This is a genomic window from Enterobacter sp. Cy-643, from assembly GCF_011752815.1.
In the GTDB taxonomy this organism is placed as follows: domain Bacteria; phylum Pseudomonadota; class Gammaproteobacteria; order Enterobacterales; family Enterobacteriaceae; genus Cedecea.
This window is the reverse complement of the sequence record NZ_VWWV01000002.1, coordinates 549,170-568,981: the sequence shown is the minus strand read 5'-3', so window position 1 is coordinate 568,981 and position 19,812 is coordinate 549,170. Positions and strand designations below refer to the sequence as shown.

The window sequence follows — 19,812 nt, the reverse complement described above, 5'->3', positions numbered from 1 at the left end:
CTTTCTCCCTTAATCCAGCCGACGTTTGGTTTTCAGCGCCGTCAGGCCGATAAACATCACCGCCGAGGCAATCAAAAACAGCGTGTTGACGATCAATACCGAGGTGATATTTCCCGCCAGGAACAGGCTTTGCAGGGTACTGACGAAGTAGCGCGCCGGGATGACGTAGGTCACCGCCCGGATGATGGCTGGCATGCTGTCTATCTGGAAGATAAAGCCGGACAGCATGATGGACGGCAAAAATGCGGCGTTCAGCGCGACCTGAGCGGCGTTGAACTGGTTACGCGTAATGGTGGAAATCAGCAGCCCCATGCCCAGAGTACTGAGTAAAAACAGACTGGTGATCAGAAACAGCAGCACCAGCGAGCCGCGCCACGGCACGCCGAGAATAAACACCGTCACCAGCATACAAAGCAGCATGGCTAACATTCCCAGCACATAATAGGGTACCAGCTTACAGAGCAGCAGTTCGGTCCGCGTCACCTGGGTGGAAAGCAGCGCCTCCATGGTGCCGCGCTCCCATTCCCGCGCCACGACCAGAGAGGTCAGTATCGCGCCAATGACCGTCATGATGATGGTCACCGCGCCGGGAATAATAAAGTGCTGGCTGATGGCCGCGGGGTTAAACCAATAGCGCAGCTGCACGTCGATTAATGGCTCAAAGTGCTCCCCGCGATCTTCCGCCCGCTGCTGCTGCCAAAGCTGCCAGATCCCCTGCATATAGCCCTGAACAAAGTTAGCCGTATTGGGCTCGCTGCCGTCGGTTATCACCTGAATTGGGGCCGTTGCGCCGGGCCGGGCCATGTTCTGTGCAAAGTCTGGAGGAATTGTCACCATGCCGCGAATTTTCCCGGCCTGCATGAGCTGAATCAGTTGTTCGCGATTGTCGCTGATGGTGGGTTCAATAAACGGTGAGGCGCTGATGGCGTGGGTAAAGTCCAGCGCGTCTTCACTCTGCTGCTCAATCAGCACGCCGACGTGAAGACGGCTCGAGTCAAGGTTAATGCCGTAGCCGAAAATAAACAGCAGCAGCAGTGGGATAACCACGGCGATTAACCAACTGCTGGGGTCACGCACGATTTGCCGGGTTTCTTTCACGCACAGGGCGCGGACGCGGCGCCACGATATGCTTTGGCTATGTTCGCTCATCGCTGTGCTCCTTATCCCATTCGTGAATCAGCCCGATAAACGCTTGCTCCATGGTGGGATCGGGCGTGTCGTCATCCGCTATCTGCTGTTTCAGGTCGTCCGGCGTGCCGCTGGCAATCAGCTTGCCGCGGTATACCAGCCCGATGCGGTCGCAGTATTCGGCCTCATCCATAAAGTGAGTGGTCACCATCACCGTCACGCCTTTCTCTACCATGCTGTTGATATGCAGCCAGAACTCGCGGCGGGTAATGGGATCCACGCCGGATGTCGGTTCGTCGAGAAACAGAATATCCGGTTCGTGCATCAGCGAGCAGGCAAGCGCCAGCCGCTGCTTAAAACCCAGCGGCAGAGAATCTGTCGTGCTATTGGCGATAGGCTGCAGCGCAAATGCTTCGCTCATGCGGGTAATTTTGTCCTGCTGAGCACGGCCGCGAAGGCCATAAACGCCGGAGAAGAAACGGAGATTTTGCGCCACCGTCAGGTTGCCGTAGAGGGAAAATTTTTGCGCCATGTAGCCCAGGTGCTGGCGTGCTTTGCCGGAGCTGGTTTTCAAATCCATGTCCAGCACCAGGGCTTTGCCCGAAGTGGGGACTAACAAACCGCACATCATCTTGAAGGTAGTGGACTTGCCGGCGCCGTTAGGGCCAAGCAGCCCGAAGATTTCACCGCGCTTAACGGCAAAGTTAACGTGGTCGGTGGCGGCAAAGTCACCGAACTTTTTGGTTAACTCTTCGGCCTGAATCACCGTCTCGCCGGCCTCGCCGTCAACGGTATGAAGAATATCGCCCAGCGGCGATTCGTTCGCAGCGGCGCCACCCAGTAAATCAATAAACGCGTCTTCAAAACGAGGATCGGTTTCTTTCAGGCTGGACTCGGGCACATTCAGGGCGTTTGCCAGCTCGCTTATTTTTGCCTCTTTGGCAAGGATCAGCCGCACCGAGCGCCCCTGAATCACGCCGTCGCTGACCTGCGGCAGCTTCAGCGCGCGCTGAAGCAGCTGGCGGTTATTCTCGTGCTCGTGGCTGACCAGCAGTGAACGCCCGGCCATTTTCTGCGTCAGCGCTTTCGGCGCGCCGTGATAAAGCAGCTCGCCTTCGTTCATCAGCAGGATTTCACGGCACTGTTCGGCCTCATCGAGATACGATGTGCTCCAGAGGATCAGCATGCCTTCGCCCGCCAGCTCGTGCACCATTTGCCACAGTTCACGCCGGGATATCGGATCTACGCCTACGCCGGGTTCATCCAGTAACAACACTTTCGGCTGGCCAACGAGCGTACAGGCGAGGCCAAGTTTTTGCTTCATCCCGCCCGAGAGCTTACCCGCCAGCCGTTCGGTAAACGGCCCGAGAGAGGTGAATTCCAGCAGCCGGGCAAAAGTGCTCTTGCGCTGCTCGCCTGTCACACCCCGCAGGTCGGCATAAAGCGTCAGGTTTTCCATTACCGTCAAATCTTCGTACAGGCCAAACTTCTGCGGCATGTAACCCAGTTCTGCGTGCAGAGCGCGGTCATCTTTAATCGGGTCGAGGCCAATCACTGAGGCAGTGCCTTCGCTTGGCTGCAGCAATCCAGCCAGCATCCTCATTAGCGTGGTTTTCCCCGCGCCGTCCGGACCGACCAGGCCGGTGACAGCCCCGGCATGAATTTCACAATCCAGGCTGGCGACGGCTGGTTTCTCAAGCCCTGGAAAACGCTTAATCAGCCCCTGCAGGTGAATGACCGCATCATTGCTGCTCATGGTGGGTTCCACCGTTGAATTTCACCGTAACGGGCATGCCCTGACGCAGCGCGTCATCTGCATCGGAAACGATAATGCGTAGGCGGTAGACTAAATCCGTGCGCAAGTCGGGCGTTTCAACGGTTTTGGGAGTGAACTCTGCCGTTGGAGACACAAAGCCCACTTTACCGTGGTATGGCTTGTCCGGGCGGCCATCGGTATAAATCAGCAGTTCGCTGCCGGGTTTGGCCTGCCCCAGACTGGTTTCGTCGATATAGGCGCGAACCCACACCGGGCGAGTGAGCGACAGGGTGAGTACCGTACTGCCCGCATTGAGCATACTTCCTGGCTCAACCGCGCGGGTAAGCAGCGTGCCGTCAGAAGGGGCAATCAGAGTGGTGTCCTGGAGATCAAGCTGCGATTGAGCCAGCTGTGCTTTGGCTTGCTGAAGGCTGGCCTGCGCCTGAGCGATTTCCTGTGGGCGGTTACCGCTGCGGTACTGGCTGAGCTTATCCTGGGCCGCTTTCAGCGTGGCTTTTGCCTGGTCGCTGGATGAGCGGGCGTTGGCTAAATCATTCGCCGAGATGGTTTTGGTCGCCCACAATCCCTGCTGGCGCTGGTAGAAGTTTTGCGCGTAATCATAGGCCGCCTGCGCCTGGTTAACCTGAGCCGCGGCCTGGGCTATTTCTTCGTCGCGGTAGCCCGCAATAATTAAATCGTATTTGGCCTGGGCGGCGGCAACGTTGGCTTCGGCCTGGCGCAGAGCGTTTTCATAGGGTGCTTTATCTATCAGCCCAAGCGGTTCCCCGGTTTTGATCGCATCACCTTCATCGACCTCAAGCGCCGCAAGTCGTCCTCCCACCCGGAAGCTAAGGTTAACGGTGCGGATATCCACGTTGCCGTAGAGCGTTAGTTCGCTGTTTTGCTGGCTCTGATACCATTTCCAGCCGCCAAACGCCGCGACCACGAGCACTAGAATCACAATGACGGCAATCACCGGCTTCTTATTGTTCATCACTAGCTTTTCCTCTGTGTACGGATAATCCCTGCAGGATGAAATCAACGTGGCTCAGCACCACGTGGCTTATTTGCTGCACCTTAGCCTGGTCAAACTGAGGCCAGCCGGTGCGCAACAGAATCGTTTCTCGTCCAAGCCGGAAGGCCAGTACCTGGCCGAGCAGCGTGTGGGTATGCAAAATGGTGTCGGTATCAAAAGGATCTCGCCCGGTGTAATGCGCCACCAGCGTGGTCAGCAGGGAGTGCATCGGGTCGATAACCTGCTGGTGAATAAGTTGATAAGCGGCGGTCGGGGAAAGCTGTTCGCGGGAGATAAATTTGCTCAGGTTGAGCGTATCGTCGGCGGTCAGCAGGGCGATCATTTGCCCGAGTGCGGTATGAATAAGATGCCGGATTTTCTCTTTGTCCGGCTCGGGCTGGCACAGCAGGGTTTCAGCGTGGGCAACATGCTCGAGAAAATTACCGCTGATGAAGTCGGCAATCCACTGCGCGGAAGCCATATACAGCGCTTCTTTGGAGCCAAAATAGTAAGTGATCGCGGCAATATTTTGCCCGGCCTGGGCGGCGATATCACGCGTCGTGGCGTGCATGCCATATTCTGCGAATTGCGCGATGGCGGCGGCGATTAGCGTATTTTTAGCCTGCTCTCCGCGGCTGGTGACGGGCGTCGGCGAAGGTGTCATACCGACCTCTTAAAATGTTAATCAATCGATTGATTAAGCGTAAGCAAAGTTATCAACTCTGTCCAGCGCAAGTCTTTATTCTGTTGACCGGGCGGAGAGTGAGAATTTATGCGGAAGATCACAAAAACTGCTACACTGCACGCGAACGGCGCCGTGGTTTGCGCCTCCTCTCTTCGCCAGCTTAGCGCTGGCGCGTGATGTTCCCCCTGGAAACTACACCGCACAATGCGGTCAGGGCGGTTCTGGAGTTCCTATGTCTTTTGATTCTCTCGGCCTGAATGCCGATATTTTGCGTGCGGTGGAAGAGCAGGGCTATCGTGAGCCTACCCCAATCCAGCGCCAGGCAATCCCGGTAGTCTTATCAGGCCGTGACCTGATGGCCAGTGCCCAAACCGGCACCGGCAAAACCGCAGGCTTTACCCTGCCGCTGTTACAGCGTCTGACCGACAGCGCGCCTCACCTGAAGGGCCGTCGCCCGGTGCGTGCGCTGATCCTCACCCCAACTCGCGAGCTGGCGGCGCAGATTGGTGAGAACGTCCGCGACTACAGCAAATATTTAAATATCCGCTCGCTGGTTGTCTTCGGCGGCGTGAGCATTAACCCGCAGATGATGAAGCTGCGCGGCGGCGTGGATGTGCTGGTGGCAACGCCAGGCCGTCTGCTTGATCTTGAGCACCAGAACGCCGTGAAACTTGATCAGATCGAGATTCTGGTGCTGGATGAAGCCGACCGTATGCTTGATATGGGCTTCATTCATGACATTCGTCGCGTGCTGGCTAAACTGCCTGCGCGCCGCCAGAACCTGCTGTTCTCCGCAACCTTCTCCGATGACATTAAAGCGCTGGCTGAGAAGCTGCTGCATAACCCGGAAGAAGTGGAAGTGGCTCGCCGCAACACGGCGTCTGAGCAGGTCACGCAGCACGTTCACTTTGTGGACAAAAAGCGCAAGCGGGAACTGCTGTCGCAGATGATTGGCGAAGGTAACTGGCAACAGGTGCTGGTGTTCACCCGCACCAAACACGGCGCTAACCACCTGGCAGAGCAGCTGCAAAAAGACGGTATTACCGCGGCGGCAATCCACGGGAATAAGAGCCAGGGCGCTCGTACACGCGCCCTGGCGGACTTCAAAAGCGGCGGTATTCGCGTGCTGGTGGCGACCGATATCGCGGCTCGCGGCCTGGATATTGAAGAATTGCCGCACGTCGTTAACTATGAGTTGCCGAACGTGCCGGAAGACTACGTGCACCGTATTGGCCGTACCGGTCGTGCGGCAGCTACCGGTGAAGCGCTGTCTTTGGTGTGCGTGGACGAGCATAAGCTGCTGCGCGACATCGAACGCCTGCTGAAGCGCGAGATCCCACGTATCGCACTGCCAGGTTTTGATGTTGATCCGTCCATTCCGGCCGAGCCAATCGTCAATGGTCGTCAGCAGCGTGGCGGCGGCGGTCGTGGTGGCCAGGGCGGTCGCGGCGGTCAAAGCCAGAGCCAGGGCCAGCGTCGCAGTGGCAACGGCGGGAACGCAAATGCTTCCGGTGAGCGTAACAACGGCCCGCGCCGCAGTGGTAAACCGCAGGCTGACGGTGCCGCGAAGCCGGCGGGGGATAATGCCCGTCGCCGTCGCCCGCCGCGTAAACCAGCGGCTGCGCAGTAAGTTTCATACCCTCACCCTAACCCTCTCCCTAAAAGGGAGAGGGGATTAAAGACGCTCTGTGTTCCCCCCTCTCTCCCCTGGGGAGAGGGTCGGGGTGAGGGGATAACAATACCAATATTTTCGGATGCGTCATGCGTGTTCTTCTTGCCCCGATGGAAGGCGTTCTCGACTCGTTAGTTCGCGAACTTCTTACCGAGGTTAACGACTACGATCTCTGTATCACCGAATTTCTTCGCGTGGTCGATCAGCTGTTGCCGGTCAAATCTTTCCTCAAACTTTGCCCCGAGCTCAACCACGCCAGCCGCACGCCATCTGGTACGCTGGTCCGCGTCCAGCTTCTTGGACAATACCCACAGTGGCTGGCTGAGAACGCAGCTCGTGCGGTCGAACTCGGCTCCTGGGGCGTGGACTTAAACTGCGGTTGCCCGTCAAAGCTGGTCAACGGCAGCGGCGGCGGGGCGACTTTGCTCAAAGATCCCGAACTTATTTACCGCGGCGCGAAAGCCATGCGTGAGGCCGTGCCAGCCCATCTTCCGGTCACGGTAAAAATTCGCCTTGGCTGGGACAGCGGCGCACGTCAGTTTGAAATTGCTGACGCCGTACAGCAGGCGGGGGCGACAGAACTGGTGGTTCACGGGCGCACTAAAGAAGACGGCTACAAAGCGGAGCTTATCAACTGGGGTGCCATCGGTGAAATTCGCCAGCGACTGTCGATTCCGGTCATCGCTAACGGCGAAATCTGGGACTGGCAAAGCGCGCAGGATTGCCTGGCCACGACGGGATGTGATTCGGTGATGATCGGGCGTGGAGCCCTGAATGTGCCGAACCTGAGCCGGGTTATCAAATACAACGAAGCGAGGATGCCGTGGTCCGGAGTCGTTACGTTATTGCAAAAATATAGCCGTCTCGAAAAGCAGGGTGATACCGGACTCTATCACGTGGCAAGGATTAAACAGTGGCTTGGCTATTTGCGTAAAGAGTACGCTGAGGCTACTGAACTGTTTATCATCATTCGTACGTTAAAAACCTCCGGCGAAATAGCTGATGTGATTAGTGCGTTAAAATAATATTGTCTAAAGAACCCGTTAATTGAACTTTTAATTAGCGGGCATTTTCATTAAATGAGTTTATCTTCTTTCATTCTTTCCTGAATCAAGGTCACAAAATTTAGTTTTTATTTTATTTAGTGCTGGAGCTGGTTTCTGCATGATGCCAATATAGTCTCATAAATTACATCCAGGATTGCTACTGTCTAACAGGCAAAACCTAAATTCATTCTCCGCGTGCCGGAAAGTGAATTTAGGTTTTTTTTTGCTTTTTTTTATTAAAACAAGGGACGTTTATCATGTACTCACGCACAAAAATAACCGGTGGCATGATGCTGCTGTTTGCCTTGGGAGGTATGCCCGATGCGTTGGCTAGCTATGCTCACTTTGACGGCGGCCTGCTAACGGGCAGTCGTCTCGATGCCACCTTAAAAAATGTCTGGATGCTGAATACTACCGACGCGATGGCAGATCAGGGAATTGGTGACCAAAATGCCTGGGCTCAGGCGGTGCATCTGGACTGGCAAAGCGGCTGGCTGTGGGATCACGTTGGGGTCGATGCCTCGTGGTATGGCGTAGCGAAGCTGTACGCCAACGATGCCTTCTACGGTAGAGACTTGTTGCGGGACAAAAACGGCAAAGCGCAAGGCTTCAATAAGCTTGGGCAACTGTACGCCAAAGCGCGATGGGGCGACGCGGAGCGGCATCTCTCTCTTTGGGCTGGCTGGCGTCAACTCTATAAATTCGGCGCGTTAAACGTCACCCGCAGCCGTGCCGCTCCCAGTACCTGGGAAGGCGTTAGCGCCGAGTTTGTGTGGGATGACTTTGACGCAAAGGCCGCCGTCGTTAACCGTTTTTCTGAGCGCGATGAACCGGAAAAACGCCGCTTCCGAACCCTAAAAACAAACAAGCAAATTGACTACATTGCGACCAGTGAGCTGAGCTGGTCTCCGGTAAAAGGAAGTAAAATCAGCTACATTGCCGCTGAGAGCGATAGCTATCTTCTCCGTCACGGGCTCGAAGCGAATACCGTGGTACCGTTCGGTAAAGATGTCAATCTTCTGGTAAGGAGTACTTACTACTACGCCCGTGGCCTCAGCGATTGGGAGGGGGCCAGGGGGTTCAGCCGCAGCGCACAACATCTTTTTGCCCTTGTCGGCTATCAATACGGACGAGCGGAATCTGGCCTCGGGTGGTCATACACCCGAGCGCCTCTGGATAACGGTTTAGGTCACTTTTACTGGCACTTTGGTAAAAACACCCGAGGTGCCTTTAATAGTAAAGCCGATGGTGAGGGCAATGACTATATCAACGACGGCGAACAAATGTTGTATTTATACAGCCAGTATAAAATTTTGCCTGAATTATTGATTGGCATTTACGGCAATTACGGATTTGGTATGCAATACAAAGGTGTAGATTTAAAAGAGTGGGAGTATGGGGGCTATTTTCTCTGGCATAGCCCGCAGATAAAAGGTCTGAACGTATTCGCCGGGTTTGGGCCGAGCTATAGCTGGAAATTAACGCCCGGCAGAATGCCATCTCTTGATGAAAACAATCATAGTTTCCGCCGGGCGAAAGGCGTGGGGGGAAGCGTACGCGTTGAATATCGGTTTAATTTATTTTAATTACGTCATAAATAAGGAGTGAATATGAAAAAGAACATCGTCGCCGGGCTGGTACTCACGTTAATTACAGGTTCTGCTTTTGCCGCTGAGCGCCCCATGCGTATTCTGGTCGTCAATGATGATGGCTGCGAGTCGGTTGGGACAACCTCTCTGCAGGAGAAGCTGTCGGCCAAAGGATATGACGTCTGGATGGTGGCGCCGTCCACCAATCAAAGCGGTATTGGGTCGGCCATTACCTTCAAACCGAATAAAATATTCGACGTTAAAAAGGTGGCCGACAAGCGCTACTGTTTCCCTGGAACCCCCGCTGACTCCCTTGACTTCGGCGTGCTGGGCGTGATGAAAGATACGCCGCCGGATCTGGTTATCTCCGGCGTGAACGACGGTCCCAACACCGGCGTCGCGCAGCTGAACTCTGGCACCATCGGTGCCGCAGCGCGCGCGGTTCGCTATGGTTATCCGTCGATTGCCGCCAGTATTGGCTATATTCTCAACGAGCAGGAGATGAAGGCCGGGTGGCCAAGTACGCATAAATATTGGCCGGACTCAGTAGACTACGTGGTAGGCCTGGTGGATACGCTCGCGAAGACCTGGCAACCGGGCCAGCCGCTGCTACCTGCCGGTTCGGGATTAAGCATCAACTATCCGCCGTTAGAAAAGCAGGCCATTAAGGGCATGAAATTTGTGGAAAATGAGCAAAACCCGGTGCCGCAGCACTACTATAAACTGCTGCCTGACGGCAAAGCGCAGCAAATCATGAGCGAGAAAGTGCTGACGCCGGTGGATGCTGATACCGATACCGGCTGGCTAAACCGTGGATATATTACCTGGACCGTCTTTGACGGAGAGTGGAATGCGCCGCAGTTTGACGAGCAATACCGAAAACTGTTTGCAGCAGAAACCGCGGCCAACTAGTCAGGCAGTGTCGCGATCGCTATCACGGTTTTCGCCCTGTGGCCTTGAGCGATATATTCTCCGTGATAGAGTGCGCATGTTGGATTGTTACTGCACTTAGCAGGCAAAACCTGATCGTCTGGCTCTGCCAGAGGTCAGGTTTTTTTGTTTCTGGGGTAACCATGGAAATTACCAGGATACTGAACAATAACGTAGTGGTTATTCTCGATGAACACCGGCGCGAACAGGTGGTGATGGGGAAGGGGCTGGGCTTCCAAAAAAAGCCCGGAGATGAACTCGATCGCAGCCAAATAGAAAAAGTGTTTGCCCTGCAAAGCGATGAGCTGGTGGCAAGATTAAGCGAGCTGCTAAACCAGATCCCGCTGGAGGTGATGACCGCCTGCGATCGCATTATTCAACTGGCACGCGAACGCCTCGGTAAGCTGCAGGAAAGTCTCTATATTTCGCTGACGGATCACTGCCACTTCGCGATTGAGCGGCAGAAAAAAGGCATGGCGATCCGCAACGTGCTGTTGTGGGAAATCAAGCGGTTATATCCCAAAGAGTTCGCGCTGGGGCTGGAAGCGATTGGCATCATTCACCGACGCCTCGGCGTACTGCTTGCTGAAGATGAAGCGGGGTTTATCGCGCTGCATCTGGTGACAGCCCAGCTTGAAGGCGAAATGCCGGAGGTGATGGATATCACTCGCGTAATGCAGGAGATCCTGCATATCGTGAAGTACCAGCTGCAAATTGAATACCAGACCGAGAGTCTGAGCTACCAGCGCTTTGTCACGCATTTGAAGTTTTTTGCTCAAAGAATGCTGAACCGTACCACCGTGGCGGATGATGATGAAGCTCTGCATGCGGCGGTGAAAGATAACTACCCGTTGGCGTGGCGCTGTGCAGAGAAACTTCAGCGGCATCTGGCCAAAAGCTACCAGCGCGAGCTGACCAACGAAGAAATTATGTTCCTCGCTATCCATATTGAGCGAGTGCGCAAAGAGAGCCGCAAGGCTTAAATAACAAAACGGATTGTGACTGCTTCGGCAGGCAAAACCTGAGCGTTAGCTTCCCTGCGGGGCGGCTGGCTCAGGTTTTTTTTTAACTTTACTCAGCAGACATCGCCCGCGGGCGGGACGTAAAAGGAACAGGGTTATGGACTATCAAGGGCTGGCGCAGGCTATCCTGAAACATGTCGGTGGCAAGGAAAACATCGTCAGTTTGGTGCACTGTGCGACCAGGCTGCGTTTCAAACTGAATGATTCCTCGCTCGCAGAGCCTCAGGCGCTGAAGAACAATCCGGACGTTATCACGGTGGTGGAGAGCGGAGGGCAGTTTCAGGTTGTGATTGGCAACCACGTTCACGATGTTTATACGGCGGTCTGTGCTGCGGCAGGTATCAGTGAAGGGGACGTAACAAAAGAAATCCGGGGCGAAAAAAGCAATCCATTGAACCGGCTTATCGATATCGTTTCGGCAATTTTCACCCCTTTCCTGGGCGTGATGGCCGCCTCGGGGATCCTGAAAGGGATGCTGGCGCTCAGCGTTGTTTGCGGTTGGCTAAATACCGAATCAGCCACCTATAAAATATGGTTCGCCGCTAGTGATTCGCTGTTTTACTTCTTCCCGCTGGTACTGGGCTATACGGCCGGGAAAAAGTTTGGCGGCAGTCCGTTTTTGACCATGGCCATCGGGGGCGCACTTACGCATCCGCTGATTATGCAGGCTTTTGACGCCGCCTCTCAGTCTGAACGTTTTCTTGGTATTCCGGTGACCTTTATCAACTACAGCTCCTCGGTGATCCCTGTCATCTTTGCTGCCTGGGTCAGCTGCTGGCTGGAAAAACGCTGCAACAAAGTATTCCCGGCAGCGATGAAGAACTTTTTCACGCCTCTGGTTTGCCTGGGCGCGGTGGTGCCGCTGACTTTCCTGATTATTGGGCCGGCGGCAACCTGGCTGAGCCAAATGCTGGCGAACGGGTATCAGGCCATTTATGCCTTTGCGCCGTGGCTGGCGGGCACCGTCATGGGGGCTATCTGGCAGGTCTGCGTCATATTTGGCCTGCACTGGGGCCTGGTCCCCATCATGATCAACAACCTCAGCGTGTTGGGTCAGGATACGCTGATGCCGCTCCTGCTGCCGGCGGTAATGGGGCAGGTCGGCGCCACGCTTGGGGTCTTTCTCTCAACGCGGGATGCGAAGCTTAAAGTTCTGTCGGGTTCAGCGGTGACCGCGGGGATTTTCGGTATCACTGAACCTGCGGTGTATGGCGTGACGCTGCCTAACCGCCGTCCCTTTATTTTTGGGTGTATTGCCGGGGGTATTGGCGGGGCCATTGTCGGCTTTAGCCAAAGCCATCTTTACTCCTTCGGGCTGGCGAGTATTTTCAGTCTGGCGCAGATGCTCCCGCCGGGTGGCATGGACAGCACCGTATGGGGAGCCATCATCGGTACTCTGTTATCACTGCTGCTGGCCTGCGCGCTAACCTGGGCTTTTGGTCTGCCGCGCAGCACGCCAGCTTCATCATCGCCAACGGCCATTGCCGGAGACCAGGATATTTTGGCGCCGATGAGCGGCACGGTATTAGCGATGGGCCAGGTCCCTGATGCTACGTTTGCAGAGGGGCTGTTGGGGAAAGGCGCGGCTATTATTCCGCTGACGAACGAAGTCCGTGCGCCGTTTTACGGTGAAGTCGCCTCGCTATTTCAGACTCGACACGCTATCGGTCTGTTAAGCGACAGCGGCATTGAAGTCTTAATTCATATTGGCATCGACACGGTGAAGCTGGATGGGCAGCACTTCACTGCCCACGTCCAGCCGGGAGATAAAATCAGGCCAGGCGATCTGCTCATTGAGTTCGATCGCGAGGCCATTCTTGCTGCCGGGTACGACCTCGCTACGCCAATAATTGTCAGCAATAGCGAGAATTATCGGGAAGTGACCCGCGTAACGACTCAGTCCAGCATTGATACAGGTATGCCGTTCCTGACGGTAGAACGTTAAGCAAAGGAGAGTGACATGACAGCATTTCCGAAGACATTTCTGTGGGGCGGGGCTATCGCCGCAAACCAGGTTGAAGGCGCGTGGCAGGAGGGGGGAAAGGGTATTTCTACCTCGGACGTCATGCAGCAGGGGGTGTTTGGCCCATTGAAGGAACGTGTACCGGGAGATAGCGGCATTAAAGATATCGCTATTGATTTCTACCACCGCTACCCGCAGGACATAGCGCTATTTGCTGAAATGGGATTCAGCTGCCTGCGTATTTCCATCGCCTGGACGCGCATCTTCCCGCAGGGCGACGAGTCTGAGCCAAACGAAGCCGGGCTGGCGTATTACGACAAACTGTTTGATGAGCTGGCGCAGCATGGGATTCAGCCGATGGTGACCTTGTCGCACTACGAAATGCCGTGGGGGCTGGTGAAGCAATACGGCGGCTGGGGCAATCGCAACGTCATTGACTGCTTTGAGCGTTACGCGCGCTGTGTTTTCACCCGCTATCAGCATAAAGTGAAGCTGTGGCTGACCTTCAATGAAATCAACATGTCGCTTCATGCGCCGCTGACCGGCGTCGGGCTGGAAGGCGAGCCGAACAAAGGCGAAATTTATCAGGCTATCCATCATCAGCTGGTTGCCAGCAGCCTGGCGGTGAAAGCCTGCCACGAAATCATTCCGGATGCGAAAATTGGCAATATGCTGCTGGGCGGCCTGATGTACCCGCTCACCTGTAAACCGGAAGACGTGCTGGAAACGCTGCAGGAAAACCGCAGCTGGCTGTTCTTCGGCGACGTCCAGTGTCGGGGCCGCTATCCTGGCTATATGCAGCGCTATTTCCGCGATAACGGTATTCAGCTTGAAATCAGCGAGAACGATCGTGAAATTCTGACAAATACCGTCGATTTTATCTCATTCAGCTACTACATGACCGGCTGCGTGACGGCAGATGCAGAGCTTAACGCGAAATCCCGCAGCAATATTCTCAGCATGGTGCCAAACCCGCATTTGCCAGCGTCTGAATGGGGCTGGCAAATTGACCCGACCGGCATGCGTATCCTGCTCAATATGCTGTGGGATCGCTACCAGAAACCGCTGTTTATTGTTGAAAATGGCCTGGGGGCGAAAGATAAGCCCGAAGCTGACGGCACGATCAACGATGATTATCGCATTAGCTATTTGAACGATCATCTTGTGCAGGTGGGCGAGGCTATCGAGGACGGCGTTGAGGTAATGGGCTACACCAGCTGGGGGCCAATCGATTTGGTCAGCGCCTCAAAGGCCGAACTGTCGAAGCGCTACGGATTTATCTACGTTGACCGCGATGACCAGGGCCACGGCACGCTTGCACGGTCAAGAAAGAAAAGCTTCCACTGGTATAAAGAGGTAATTGCCACCAACGGCGGCAGCCTGAAGCGTTAAGCCGCGGCAATAAAGCCAGTTTGTCGTCAGTCTAAAAGAGGGAAAATGCGTTTTCCCTCTTCCCTTTCTGCTCTATTACGCCATATTCACCAGCCGCTGAATAAACCCGCGCAGCCACATCAGCGCGGCATCGCTGTTATGGCGCTGATGCCACAATAAAGCAACCTCAAACGGTGGGACATCTACCGGAACCGGGCTTGCAGCCAAACCCCAGGTTTTCTGCCAACTGGCTGATAATCCTGCCGGGACGGTTGCCAGCGCGGGCATCTGCATCAGCAGACCCGGCAGCGCAGCAAAATGCGGCGTGGTGTAGCTGATATGACGCGTCTGCCCGAGCTTTGCCAGCAGGGTGTCTATCTGGCTGCTGTTGGCTTCACGATAGCTGACCAGCACGTGCTGGTGGGCGACATATTCTTCCAGCGAAAGCGGTGCACTGGCCTCGATGTGCTGTGGGTGCCAGAGCGTCATAAAATTCATGCCGGTCAACACTTCACGCTCCAGCCAGCGGGCGCTTTGGTTCGCCACGCTGATCGCCATATCTAACTCGCCGCCTTCCAGCTTTTGGGCGTCGGTAAACGGATCGCTGGCGACAACGTTAATGCGCATCCCCGGCGCGTCCTGCTTTAGCGCGGGAATGAGCTTTGGCATCAGCCACATTTCCACCCAGTCAGTCATGCCGATGGTGACCATGGCCTTGGCGCTGGCCGGGCAAAACTCAGCCTGCTGGAAAAGAGCGCTTTGCAGCTGCTCCAGCAGAGGCATCAGCTCGGTGTGCAGTTCGCTTGCGCGCGCGGTGGGCTGCATGCGGTGGCCGCTGCGAATAAACAGCGGGTCGTCGAACATATCCCGCAATCTTGCCAGCGCGCCGCTGACCGCAGGTTGCCCGAGGTGCAGCTTGTCGGCCGCCAGCGAGACGCTTTGCTCGCGGAACAGCACGGCAAAAGCGATCAGCAGGTTGAGATCGATTTTGCGGAAATCATTTTCTTTGATAGTCATCATTTCTCCAATCAATTGGCGTGATGATACGCCCGACGGGATACTGGCGGCAAGTTGAACACCTGCCTGGAGAATAAAATGAAAACTTTCCTCATGCTGCTAACGCTTTTAGGCGGCACAATATCCGTTTCTGTCCTTGCCACGCCGCAGGCTATAACGCAGCAGCAATCGCCTGGATATTACCGCATAATGCTGGGGGACTGGCAAATTACGGCGGTGTCGGACGGCACGGTAGTCGTACCGCTGGATAAATTGCTGACGCATATCACGCCGCAGAAGTTACGCCAGCGTATGGCGGAGGACGCGATGACGCCCGCCGCAGAAACGTCGATCAATGCCTTTGTTATCAATACGGGGCGCGAACTGATTCTGGTTGATACGGGAGCCGGGGAATTATTTGGCTCTGCCGGTGGGCACCTGCTGGAGAACTTACGGGCGGCAGGTATTGCCCCTGAAGACATTTCTCTGGTGCTGCTGACCCATATTCATGCCGATCATTCCGGCGGGGTGGAATACCGCGGCAAGCCTGCTTTCCCCAACGCGACGGTTCGCGTGGAGCAGAAAGATGTCGATTTCTGGCTCAACCCCGCTCACCTCAGCGACGTTGAGCCGGGCCAGCGGCATACCTTTGCGGAATCTGAACGTTCGCTGCGTCCGGTCATTGACGCCGGTAAGCTCACCACTTTTCATGCCCCGGCTGAAATCCTTCCGGGCATCGAAGCCATTCCTGCCGCAGGGCACACGCCGGGCAGCGTGATTTATCGTGTTAGCCGTGGCGGCCAAAACATGCTGATGTGGGGCGATATTATTCATGCCAAAGCGGTGCAGATGCCCGATCCCGAAGTGGCGATTCATTTCGATGTTAACCAGCAGCAGGCGGTTGCCACGCGTGAGAAGGTCTTGAAAATGGCGGCGGAGGAAGGCGACTGGGTCGCGGCGGCACACATTGCTTTCCCGGGGATTGGCCATGTGAAACAACAAGAGAAAGCCTGGCGCTGGGTGCCGATAAACTACAGCAGCAGGTCGGATTGATAGCTAAAGGCGCCACAACAACGTGGCGCCAGCGTTTTTAAAAGATCATTTTGAATACGCCGGTCACCACCAGCAGCCCGATGAGGAAGATAATCAGAATGGCCCATAAAATAATTTTCATTAGCGCTCCTTACCTTTTAGTTGGCTCTTTTTGAGTATAGGCAAGGATGAGCAGACGGGGGAGTTGCCTCCCCGAAGACGGAAAAATTAAGAAAAAAGGGCGGCTAAGATTTAACGCTGGGGTTTAGCGGCCGCAAGCAGGAAGATCATTGGCCGTTCGGCCTCTTCTGCCAGCCCGGGGTTGAGGGCAATTTGTTCGGCCTCCGGGCCCCATTCGTCGAGCTTTTCAATCACAAAGCCGCTTTCAATCAGGGCATTAATCCAGGTGGCCAGCTTGCGGTGCTGCTTCTTCACGCCTTCGGCAAACCAGTTGCTGAGACGCTCGCCTTCCTGCTGATAATGATTCACCGGCCAGCTGCGTTGCCCGGCTCGATCCTGCAGCCAGGCCTGCGTCGCGGGGGCGGTATAGATCGGGTGCTCGGCGGTAAAGACCAGCTTGCCGCCCGGTACCAGCGCCTGTTCAAGCGTGGCAAACAGCGGGCGAATGTCTTCCAGGTAGTGAAGCGCCAGCGAACTGTAGGCCAGATCGATACTGTTTGCCGGCAGTTGCAGGGCGGAAAGATCTTCCAGGCGATATTCGATCCCGGGGCCTTCGGTCATTTCACGGGCTTTGGCAAGCATGAGCGTCGATACATCCAGCCCGACTGTTTTTGCCGCGCCGGCATCTCTTGCATAGCGGCAAAACCAGCCGTAGCCGCAGCCTAAATCCAGCACCTGCTTGCCCGCCAGTGGCGGCAGCATCGCCTGAACTTTTGCCCATTCAGGCGCGCCATCCAGACCTTTAACAGAGCGGTCCAGCGTGGCATAGCCGGCAAAAAAGGCCGGGTCGTCATAGATATTTTGCGTCATAAATCCTCTTAATGACTAAGGCCATCATTGGCCAGCAGGAATTTTAGACGCGACGCCGCCGGAAAGAAAACCGGCTCCGGCGGCAAAACCGTTAAAAACCGAAATAACTGAGCTCAGGATGATCGTCCGGGCGGCGGCCCAGCGGCCAGAAAAAGGCACGCTCGCTCTCTTTGATTGGCGTGTCGTTGATACAGGCGTGGCGGTTAATCATCAGGCCCTGTTCATCAAATTCCCAGTTTTCGTTGCCAAAGCTGCGGAACCAGTTGCCGGAATCATCGTGCCATTCGTAGGCGAAGCGCACCGCAATGCGGTTCCCGTCGTGTGCCCAGATCTCTTTGATCAGCCGGTAGTCCAGCTCCCGCTGCCATTTGCGGGTTAAAAAGCCGACGACGGCTTCACGGCCAGCAACAAACTCGGCGCGGTTGCGCCAGTGGGTATTCAGGGCGTAAACCTGCGAGACGCGTTCAGGATCGCGGCTGTTCCAGGCGTCCTCCGCCAGGCGAACTTTTTGTTTTGCCGTCTCGATCGTAAACGGGGGAACCGGGGGTTTTACTGTCATGGTCTTCTCCTGTGAGATGTAGACAGGTCTGTCTACTCTTTTAGGCTATCCTGGGTAGACAGATTTGTCTACATACGTCATGATAGATTTTTAACAGGAGAAATCATGTCTACTGCTGCGACCCCCGGTGCCCGCGACCGTATTTTGCACACCGCGCACAATTTGTTTTACCGCGACGGTATTCGTGCCACGGGCATAGACCGAATCATCAAAGAAGCCGGCGTCACCAAAGTGACCTTCTACCGGCATTTCCCGGCCAAAGACGACCTGATCCGTGCCTTTCTGGATTACCGCCATCAGCGCTGGATGACGTGGTTTAGCCGCACGCTGGAAGCGCAAACCGGAGAAGGGAAAGGGGTGATGGAAGCGTTAGCGGCCACCTTGCAAAACTGGTTTGACGACGAGGCATTTCGCGGCTGTGCGTTTATCAACTCGGCGGTGGAAATGGCCGAGGCGTTGCCGGACACGCTGCCGATTGCCCGGGCCCATAAGCAGGCGATGGTGGAATGCCTGGCAGGCTATTTGCCCGATAACGCCGGCGGTAGACAGCAGGCCGAAATGCTGGCGCTGGTGATTGACGGGGCGATAGTCAAAGCCCAGCGCGATGGCAGCGGCGAAGAGGCGCTTCTGCTGCTGCGGGCGTGGCTGTCTTTGCTGCCCGCAGCCGAGGATTAATCCTCTTTTTGCCGATGTTTGAACCACAGCCGGACGGCCACGACCAGCACCACGGCAACAATAAGCCAAATCCAGTGGCGCAGATGCGTATCCAGGCTGTGCAGCCACGGGCCGACGACTTCGCCCCCGAGATAGCCAAGCGTTGTAAACAGCGTGGCCCACAAAATGGCGCCGCAGATATTCAGCGGAATAAACAGCTTTGGCGGTAGCTTGCTGGCGCCGATGATAATCGGCCCGACGATGCGAAACCCGTACATAAAGCGGCTGCCAATCACAAACAAATACGGGTGGCGGTTGATCAGCGCCTGCGCCTTGGCCACTTTCTTTTGATGCTTTTTAAAGCGAGCCAGCAGGGCGCTGCCGAAATGCCTGCCGACCAGGAACAGCACCTGATCGCCAATCATGCCGCCCAGCGCGACGGACAGCACCACCAGCGGGAAAGTTAAAAGCCCCTGATGTGCGGCCACGCCGCCTAAAAGGGTAATGGTTTCCCCCTCTGCCATACTGCCGATGATCAGCGCGGCGTAGCCATACTGTTCTATTAAGCCATTGATATCCATTAAGCTGGACTCTCCTCCATGTAAAATACTTACCTAAAGCATACAACTCATCGCCGCCGGGCTTGTACAGAATCAGAGATATTTTTCGTCTGGTTAAATAATAACCTGAAGGTGAATTATACTTGGAGTATCGCAAGCATTTGCGCCGCAGGTCCGGAGGTTGTATGAGCCATGTCTGGGGATTGTTTTCCCATCCTAATCGGGAAATGCAGGAAATTAAGCGCGAGAACGAGTCCGTCTCGCATCACTACACTCACCATGTGCTGTTGATGGCGGCCATTCCCGTCATCTGCGCGTTTATCGGCACCACGCAAATCGGCTGGAACTTCGGGGACGGCACCTACGTTCAGCTCTCTATGTTTACCGGCCTGTATCTGGGCATTCTTTTCTACGCCCTGATGCTGGGCGGCGTCGCGGTAATGGGGCGGGTTATCTGGTGGATGGCGCGTAACTATCCGCAGCGTCCGTCGCTTGCCCGCTGCATGGTCTTTGCTGGCTACGTGGCCACGCCGCTGTTCTTAAGCGGGATTGTGGCGCTTTATCCGCTGGTCTGGCTGTGCGTGGCGGTGGGCGCCCTGGCGCTGGTCTACACCGGCTATCTGCTCTACGTCGGCGTGCCAGACTTCCTTGGCATCGACAAAGAAGAGGGGATGAGTTTTTCCAGCTCAACCCTGGCCATTGGCGTGCTGGTACTGGAAGTGCTGCTGGCCGTCGCGGTAATTCTGTGGGGTTATGGCTACCGTTTGTTCTGACGAGGCGAATTAACAGACAGTTTTGATATAACGTTACGATTCTTAACTGGCAGTCAAGCGGGGCGCCGGAG

General features: G+C 55.6%; 19 protein-coding genes. 10 read left to right on the top strand and 9 right to left on the bottom strand.

The window, feature by feature from the left end; translation table 11 throughout:
• Positions 1–9: 9 nt before the first annotated feature.
• Genes F3J29_RS10950 through cecR form a run of 4 tightly spaced genes read right to left on the bottom strand, consistent with a single transcriptional unit; the run spans position 10 to position 4,563 of the window.
• Positions 10–1,149, bottom strand: a complete 1,140-nt coding sequence (locus F3J29_RS10950; RefSeq protein WP_166866074.1) for an ABC transporter permease — start codon at positions 1,147–1,149, stop codon at positions 10–12.
• The gene (locus F3J29_RS10945; RefSeq protein ID WP_166866073.1) at positions 1,136–2,884 is read right to left on the bottom strand and encodes an ATP-binding cassette domain-containing protein; all 1,749 of its coding nucleotides are present in this window, start codon (positions 2,882–2,884) and stop codon (positions 1,136–1,138) included. Before F3J29_RS10945 ends, F3J29_RS10950 begins: the two co-directional genes overlap by 14 nt.
• Entirely contained in the window at positions 2,871–3,878 is a 1,008-nt protein-coding gene (gene hlyD / locus F3J29_RS10940) for a secretion protein HlyD (RefSeq protein WP_166866671.1), read from the bottom strand. Before hlyD ends, F3J29_RS10945 begins: the two co-directional genes overlap by 14 nt.
• Entirely contained in the window at positions 3,868–4,563 is a 696-nt protein-coding gene (cecR, locus tag F3J29_RS10935; protein ID WP_166866071.1) for a transcriptional regulator CecR, read from the bottom strand. Before cecR ends, hlyD begins: the two co-directional genes overlap by 11 nt.
• Positions 4,564–4,816: 253 nt before the next feature.
• Between cecR and rhlE the strand changes: the two genes are divergently transcribed.
• The 7 genes from rhlE (at position 4,817) to F3J29_RS10900 (ending at position 14,198) form a co-directional block, all read left to right on the top strand.
• A complete protein-coding gene (rhlE, locus tag F3J29_RS10930; protein WP_166866069.1) occupies positions 4,817–6,214 on the top strand; it encodes an ATP-dependent RNA helicase RhlE in 1,398 nt (465 codons plus the stop codon).
• A gap of 131 nt (positions 6,215–6,345) precedes the next feature.
• A complete protein-coding gene (dusC, locus tag F3J29_RS10925; RefSeq protein WP_166866066.1) occupies positions 6,346–7,281 on the top strand; it encodes a tRNA dihydrouridine(16) synthase DusC in 936 nt (311 codons plus the stop codon).
• Between the two features lie 278 nt (positions 7,282–7,559).
• Positions 7,560–8,888, top strand: coding sequence for an OprD family outer membrane porin (locus tag F3J29_RS10920; protein WP_166866064.1), 1,329 nt, complete (start codon positions 7,560–7,562; stop codon positions 8,886–8,888).
• A gap of 24 nt (positions 8,889–8,912) precedes the next feature.
• On the top strand, positions 8,913–9,803 hold the full coding sequence (gene surE, locus F3J29_RS10915) for a 5'/3'-nucleotidase SurE (protein WP_166866063.1): 891 nt from the start codon (positions 8,913–8,915) through the stop codon (positions 9,801–9,803).
• Positions 9,804–9,964: 161 nt separating this feature from the next.
• A complete protein-coding gene (gene licT, locus F3J29_RS10910; protein ID WP_166866061.1) occupies positions 9,965–10,804 on the top strand; it encodes a BglG family transcription antiterminator LicT in 840 nt (279 codons plus the stop codon).
• A gap of 136 nt (positions 10,805–10,940) precedes the next feature.
• Positions 10,941–12,788 (top strand): PTS beta-glucoside transporter subunit IIABC, encoded by a 1,848-nt coding sequence (bglF, locus tag F3J29_RS10905; RefSeq protein ID WP_166866059.1) that lies wholly within the window; start codon positions 10,941–10,943, stop codon positions 12,786–12,788.
• Between the two features lie 15 nt (positions 12,789–12,803).
• A complete protein-coding gene (locus tag F3J29_RS10900) occupies positions 12,804–14,198 on the top strand; it encodes a glycoside hydrolase family 1 protein (RefSeq protein WP_166866057.1) in 1,395 nt (464 codons plus the stop codon).
• A 75-nt stretch (positions 14,199–14,273) separates the two neighbouring features.
• Here the strand turns inward: F3J29_RS10900 and F3J29_RS10895 are convergent, their stop codons facing one another.
• A complete protein-coding gene (locus F3J29_RS10895; RefSeq protein ID WP_166866669.1) occupies positions 14,274–15,194 on the bottom strand; it encodes a LysR family transcriptional regulator in 921 nt (306 codons plus the stop codon).
• Between the two features lie 78 nt (positions 15,195–15,272).
• Here F3J29_RS10895 and F3J29_RS10890 point away from each other — a divergent pair, with 78 nt between their 5' ends.
• Entirely contained in the window at positions 15,273–16,226 is a 954-nt protein-coding gene (locus F3J29_RS10890) for an MBL fold metallo-hydrolase (RefSeq protein ID WP_166866054.1), read from the top strand.
• Positions 16,227–16,263: 37 nt separating this feature from the next.
• Here F3J29_RS10890 and yohP read toward each other — a convergent pair whose 3' ends face one another.
• The 3 genes from yohP to F3J29_RS10875 form a co-directional block, all read right to left on the bottom strand.
• Entirely contained in the window at positions 16,264–16,347 is an 84-nt protein-coding gene (gene yohP, locus F3J29_RS10885) for a small membrane protein YohP (RefSeq protein ID WP_008456306.1), read from the bottom strand.
• A 110-nt stretch (positions 16,348–16,457) separates the two neighbouring features.
• The gene (locus F3J29_RS10880; protein ID WP_166866052.1) at positions 16,458–17,195 is read right to left on the bottom strand and encodes a class I SAM-dependent methyltransferase; all 738 of its coding nucleotides are present in this window, start codon (positions 17,193–17,195) and stop codon (positions 16,458–16,460) included.
• Between the two features lie 91 nt (positions 17,196–17,286).
• On the bottom strand, positions 17,287–17,754 hold the full coding sequence (locus F3J29_RS10875; protein WP_166866049.1) for a nuclear transport factor 2 family protein: 468 nt from the start codon (positions 17,752–17,754) through the stop codon (positions 17,287–17,289).
• A 105-nt stretch (positions 17,755–17,859) separates the two neighbouring features.
• On the opposite strand from F3J29_RS10875, the gene F3J29_RS10870 reads away from it, so the two are divergent.
• Positions 17,860–18,429 (top strand): TetR/AcrR family transcriptional regulator, encoded by a 570-nt coding sequence (locus F3J29_RS10870; RefSeq protein ID WP_166866047.1) that lies wholly within the window; start codon positions 17,860–17,862, stop codon positions 18,427–18,429.
• Here the strand turns inward: F3J29_RS10870 and F3J29_RS10865 are convergent.
• Positions 18,426–18,989 carry a DedA family protein gene (locus F3J29_RS10865; RefSeq protein ID WP_039291324.1) on the bottom strand — a complete coding sequence of 188 codons (564 nt, stop codon included), beginning with the start codon at positions 18,987–18,989 and terminating at the stop codon, positions 18,426–18,428. The genes F3J29_RS10870 and F3J29_RS10865 overlap by 4 nt on opposite strands.
• A 164-nt stretch (positions 18,990–19,153) precedes the next feature.
• On the opposite strand from F3J29_RS10865, the gene F3J29_RS10860 reads away from it, so the two are divergent.
• Positions 19,154–19,741 carry a Yip1 family protein gene (locus F3J29_RS10860; RefSeq protein WP_008456316.1) on the top strand — a complete coding sequence of 196 codons (588 nt, stop codon included), beginning with the start codon at positions 19,154–19,156 and terminating at the stop codon, positions 19,739–19,741.
• Positions 19,742–19,812 lie beyond the last annotated feature (71 nt).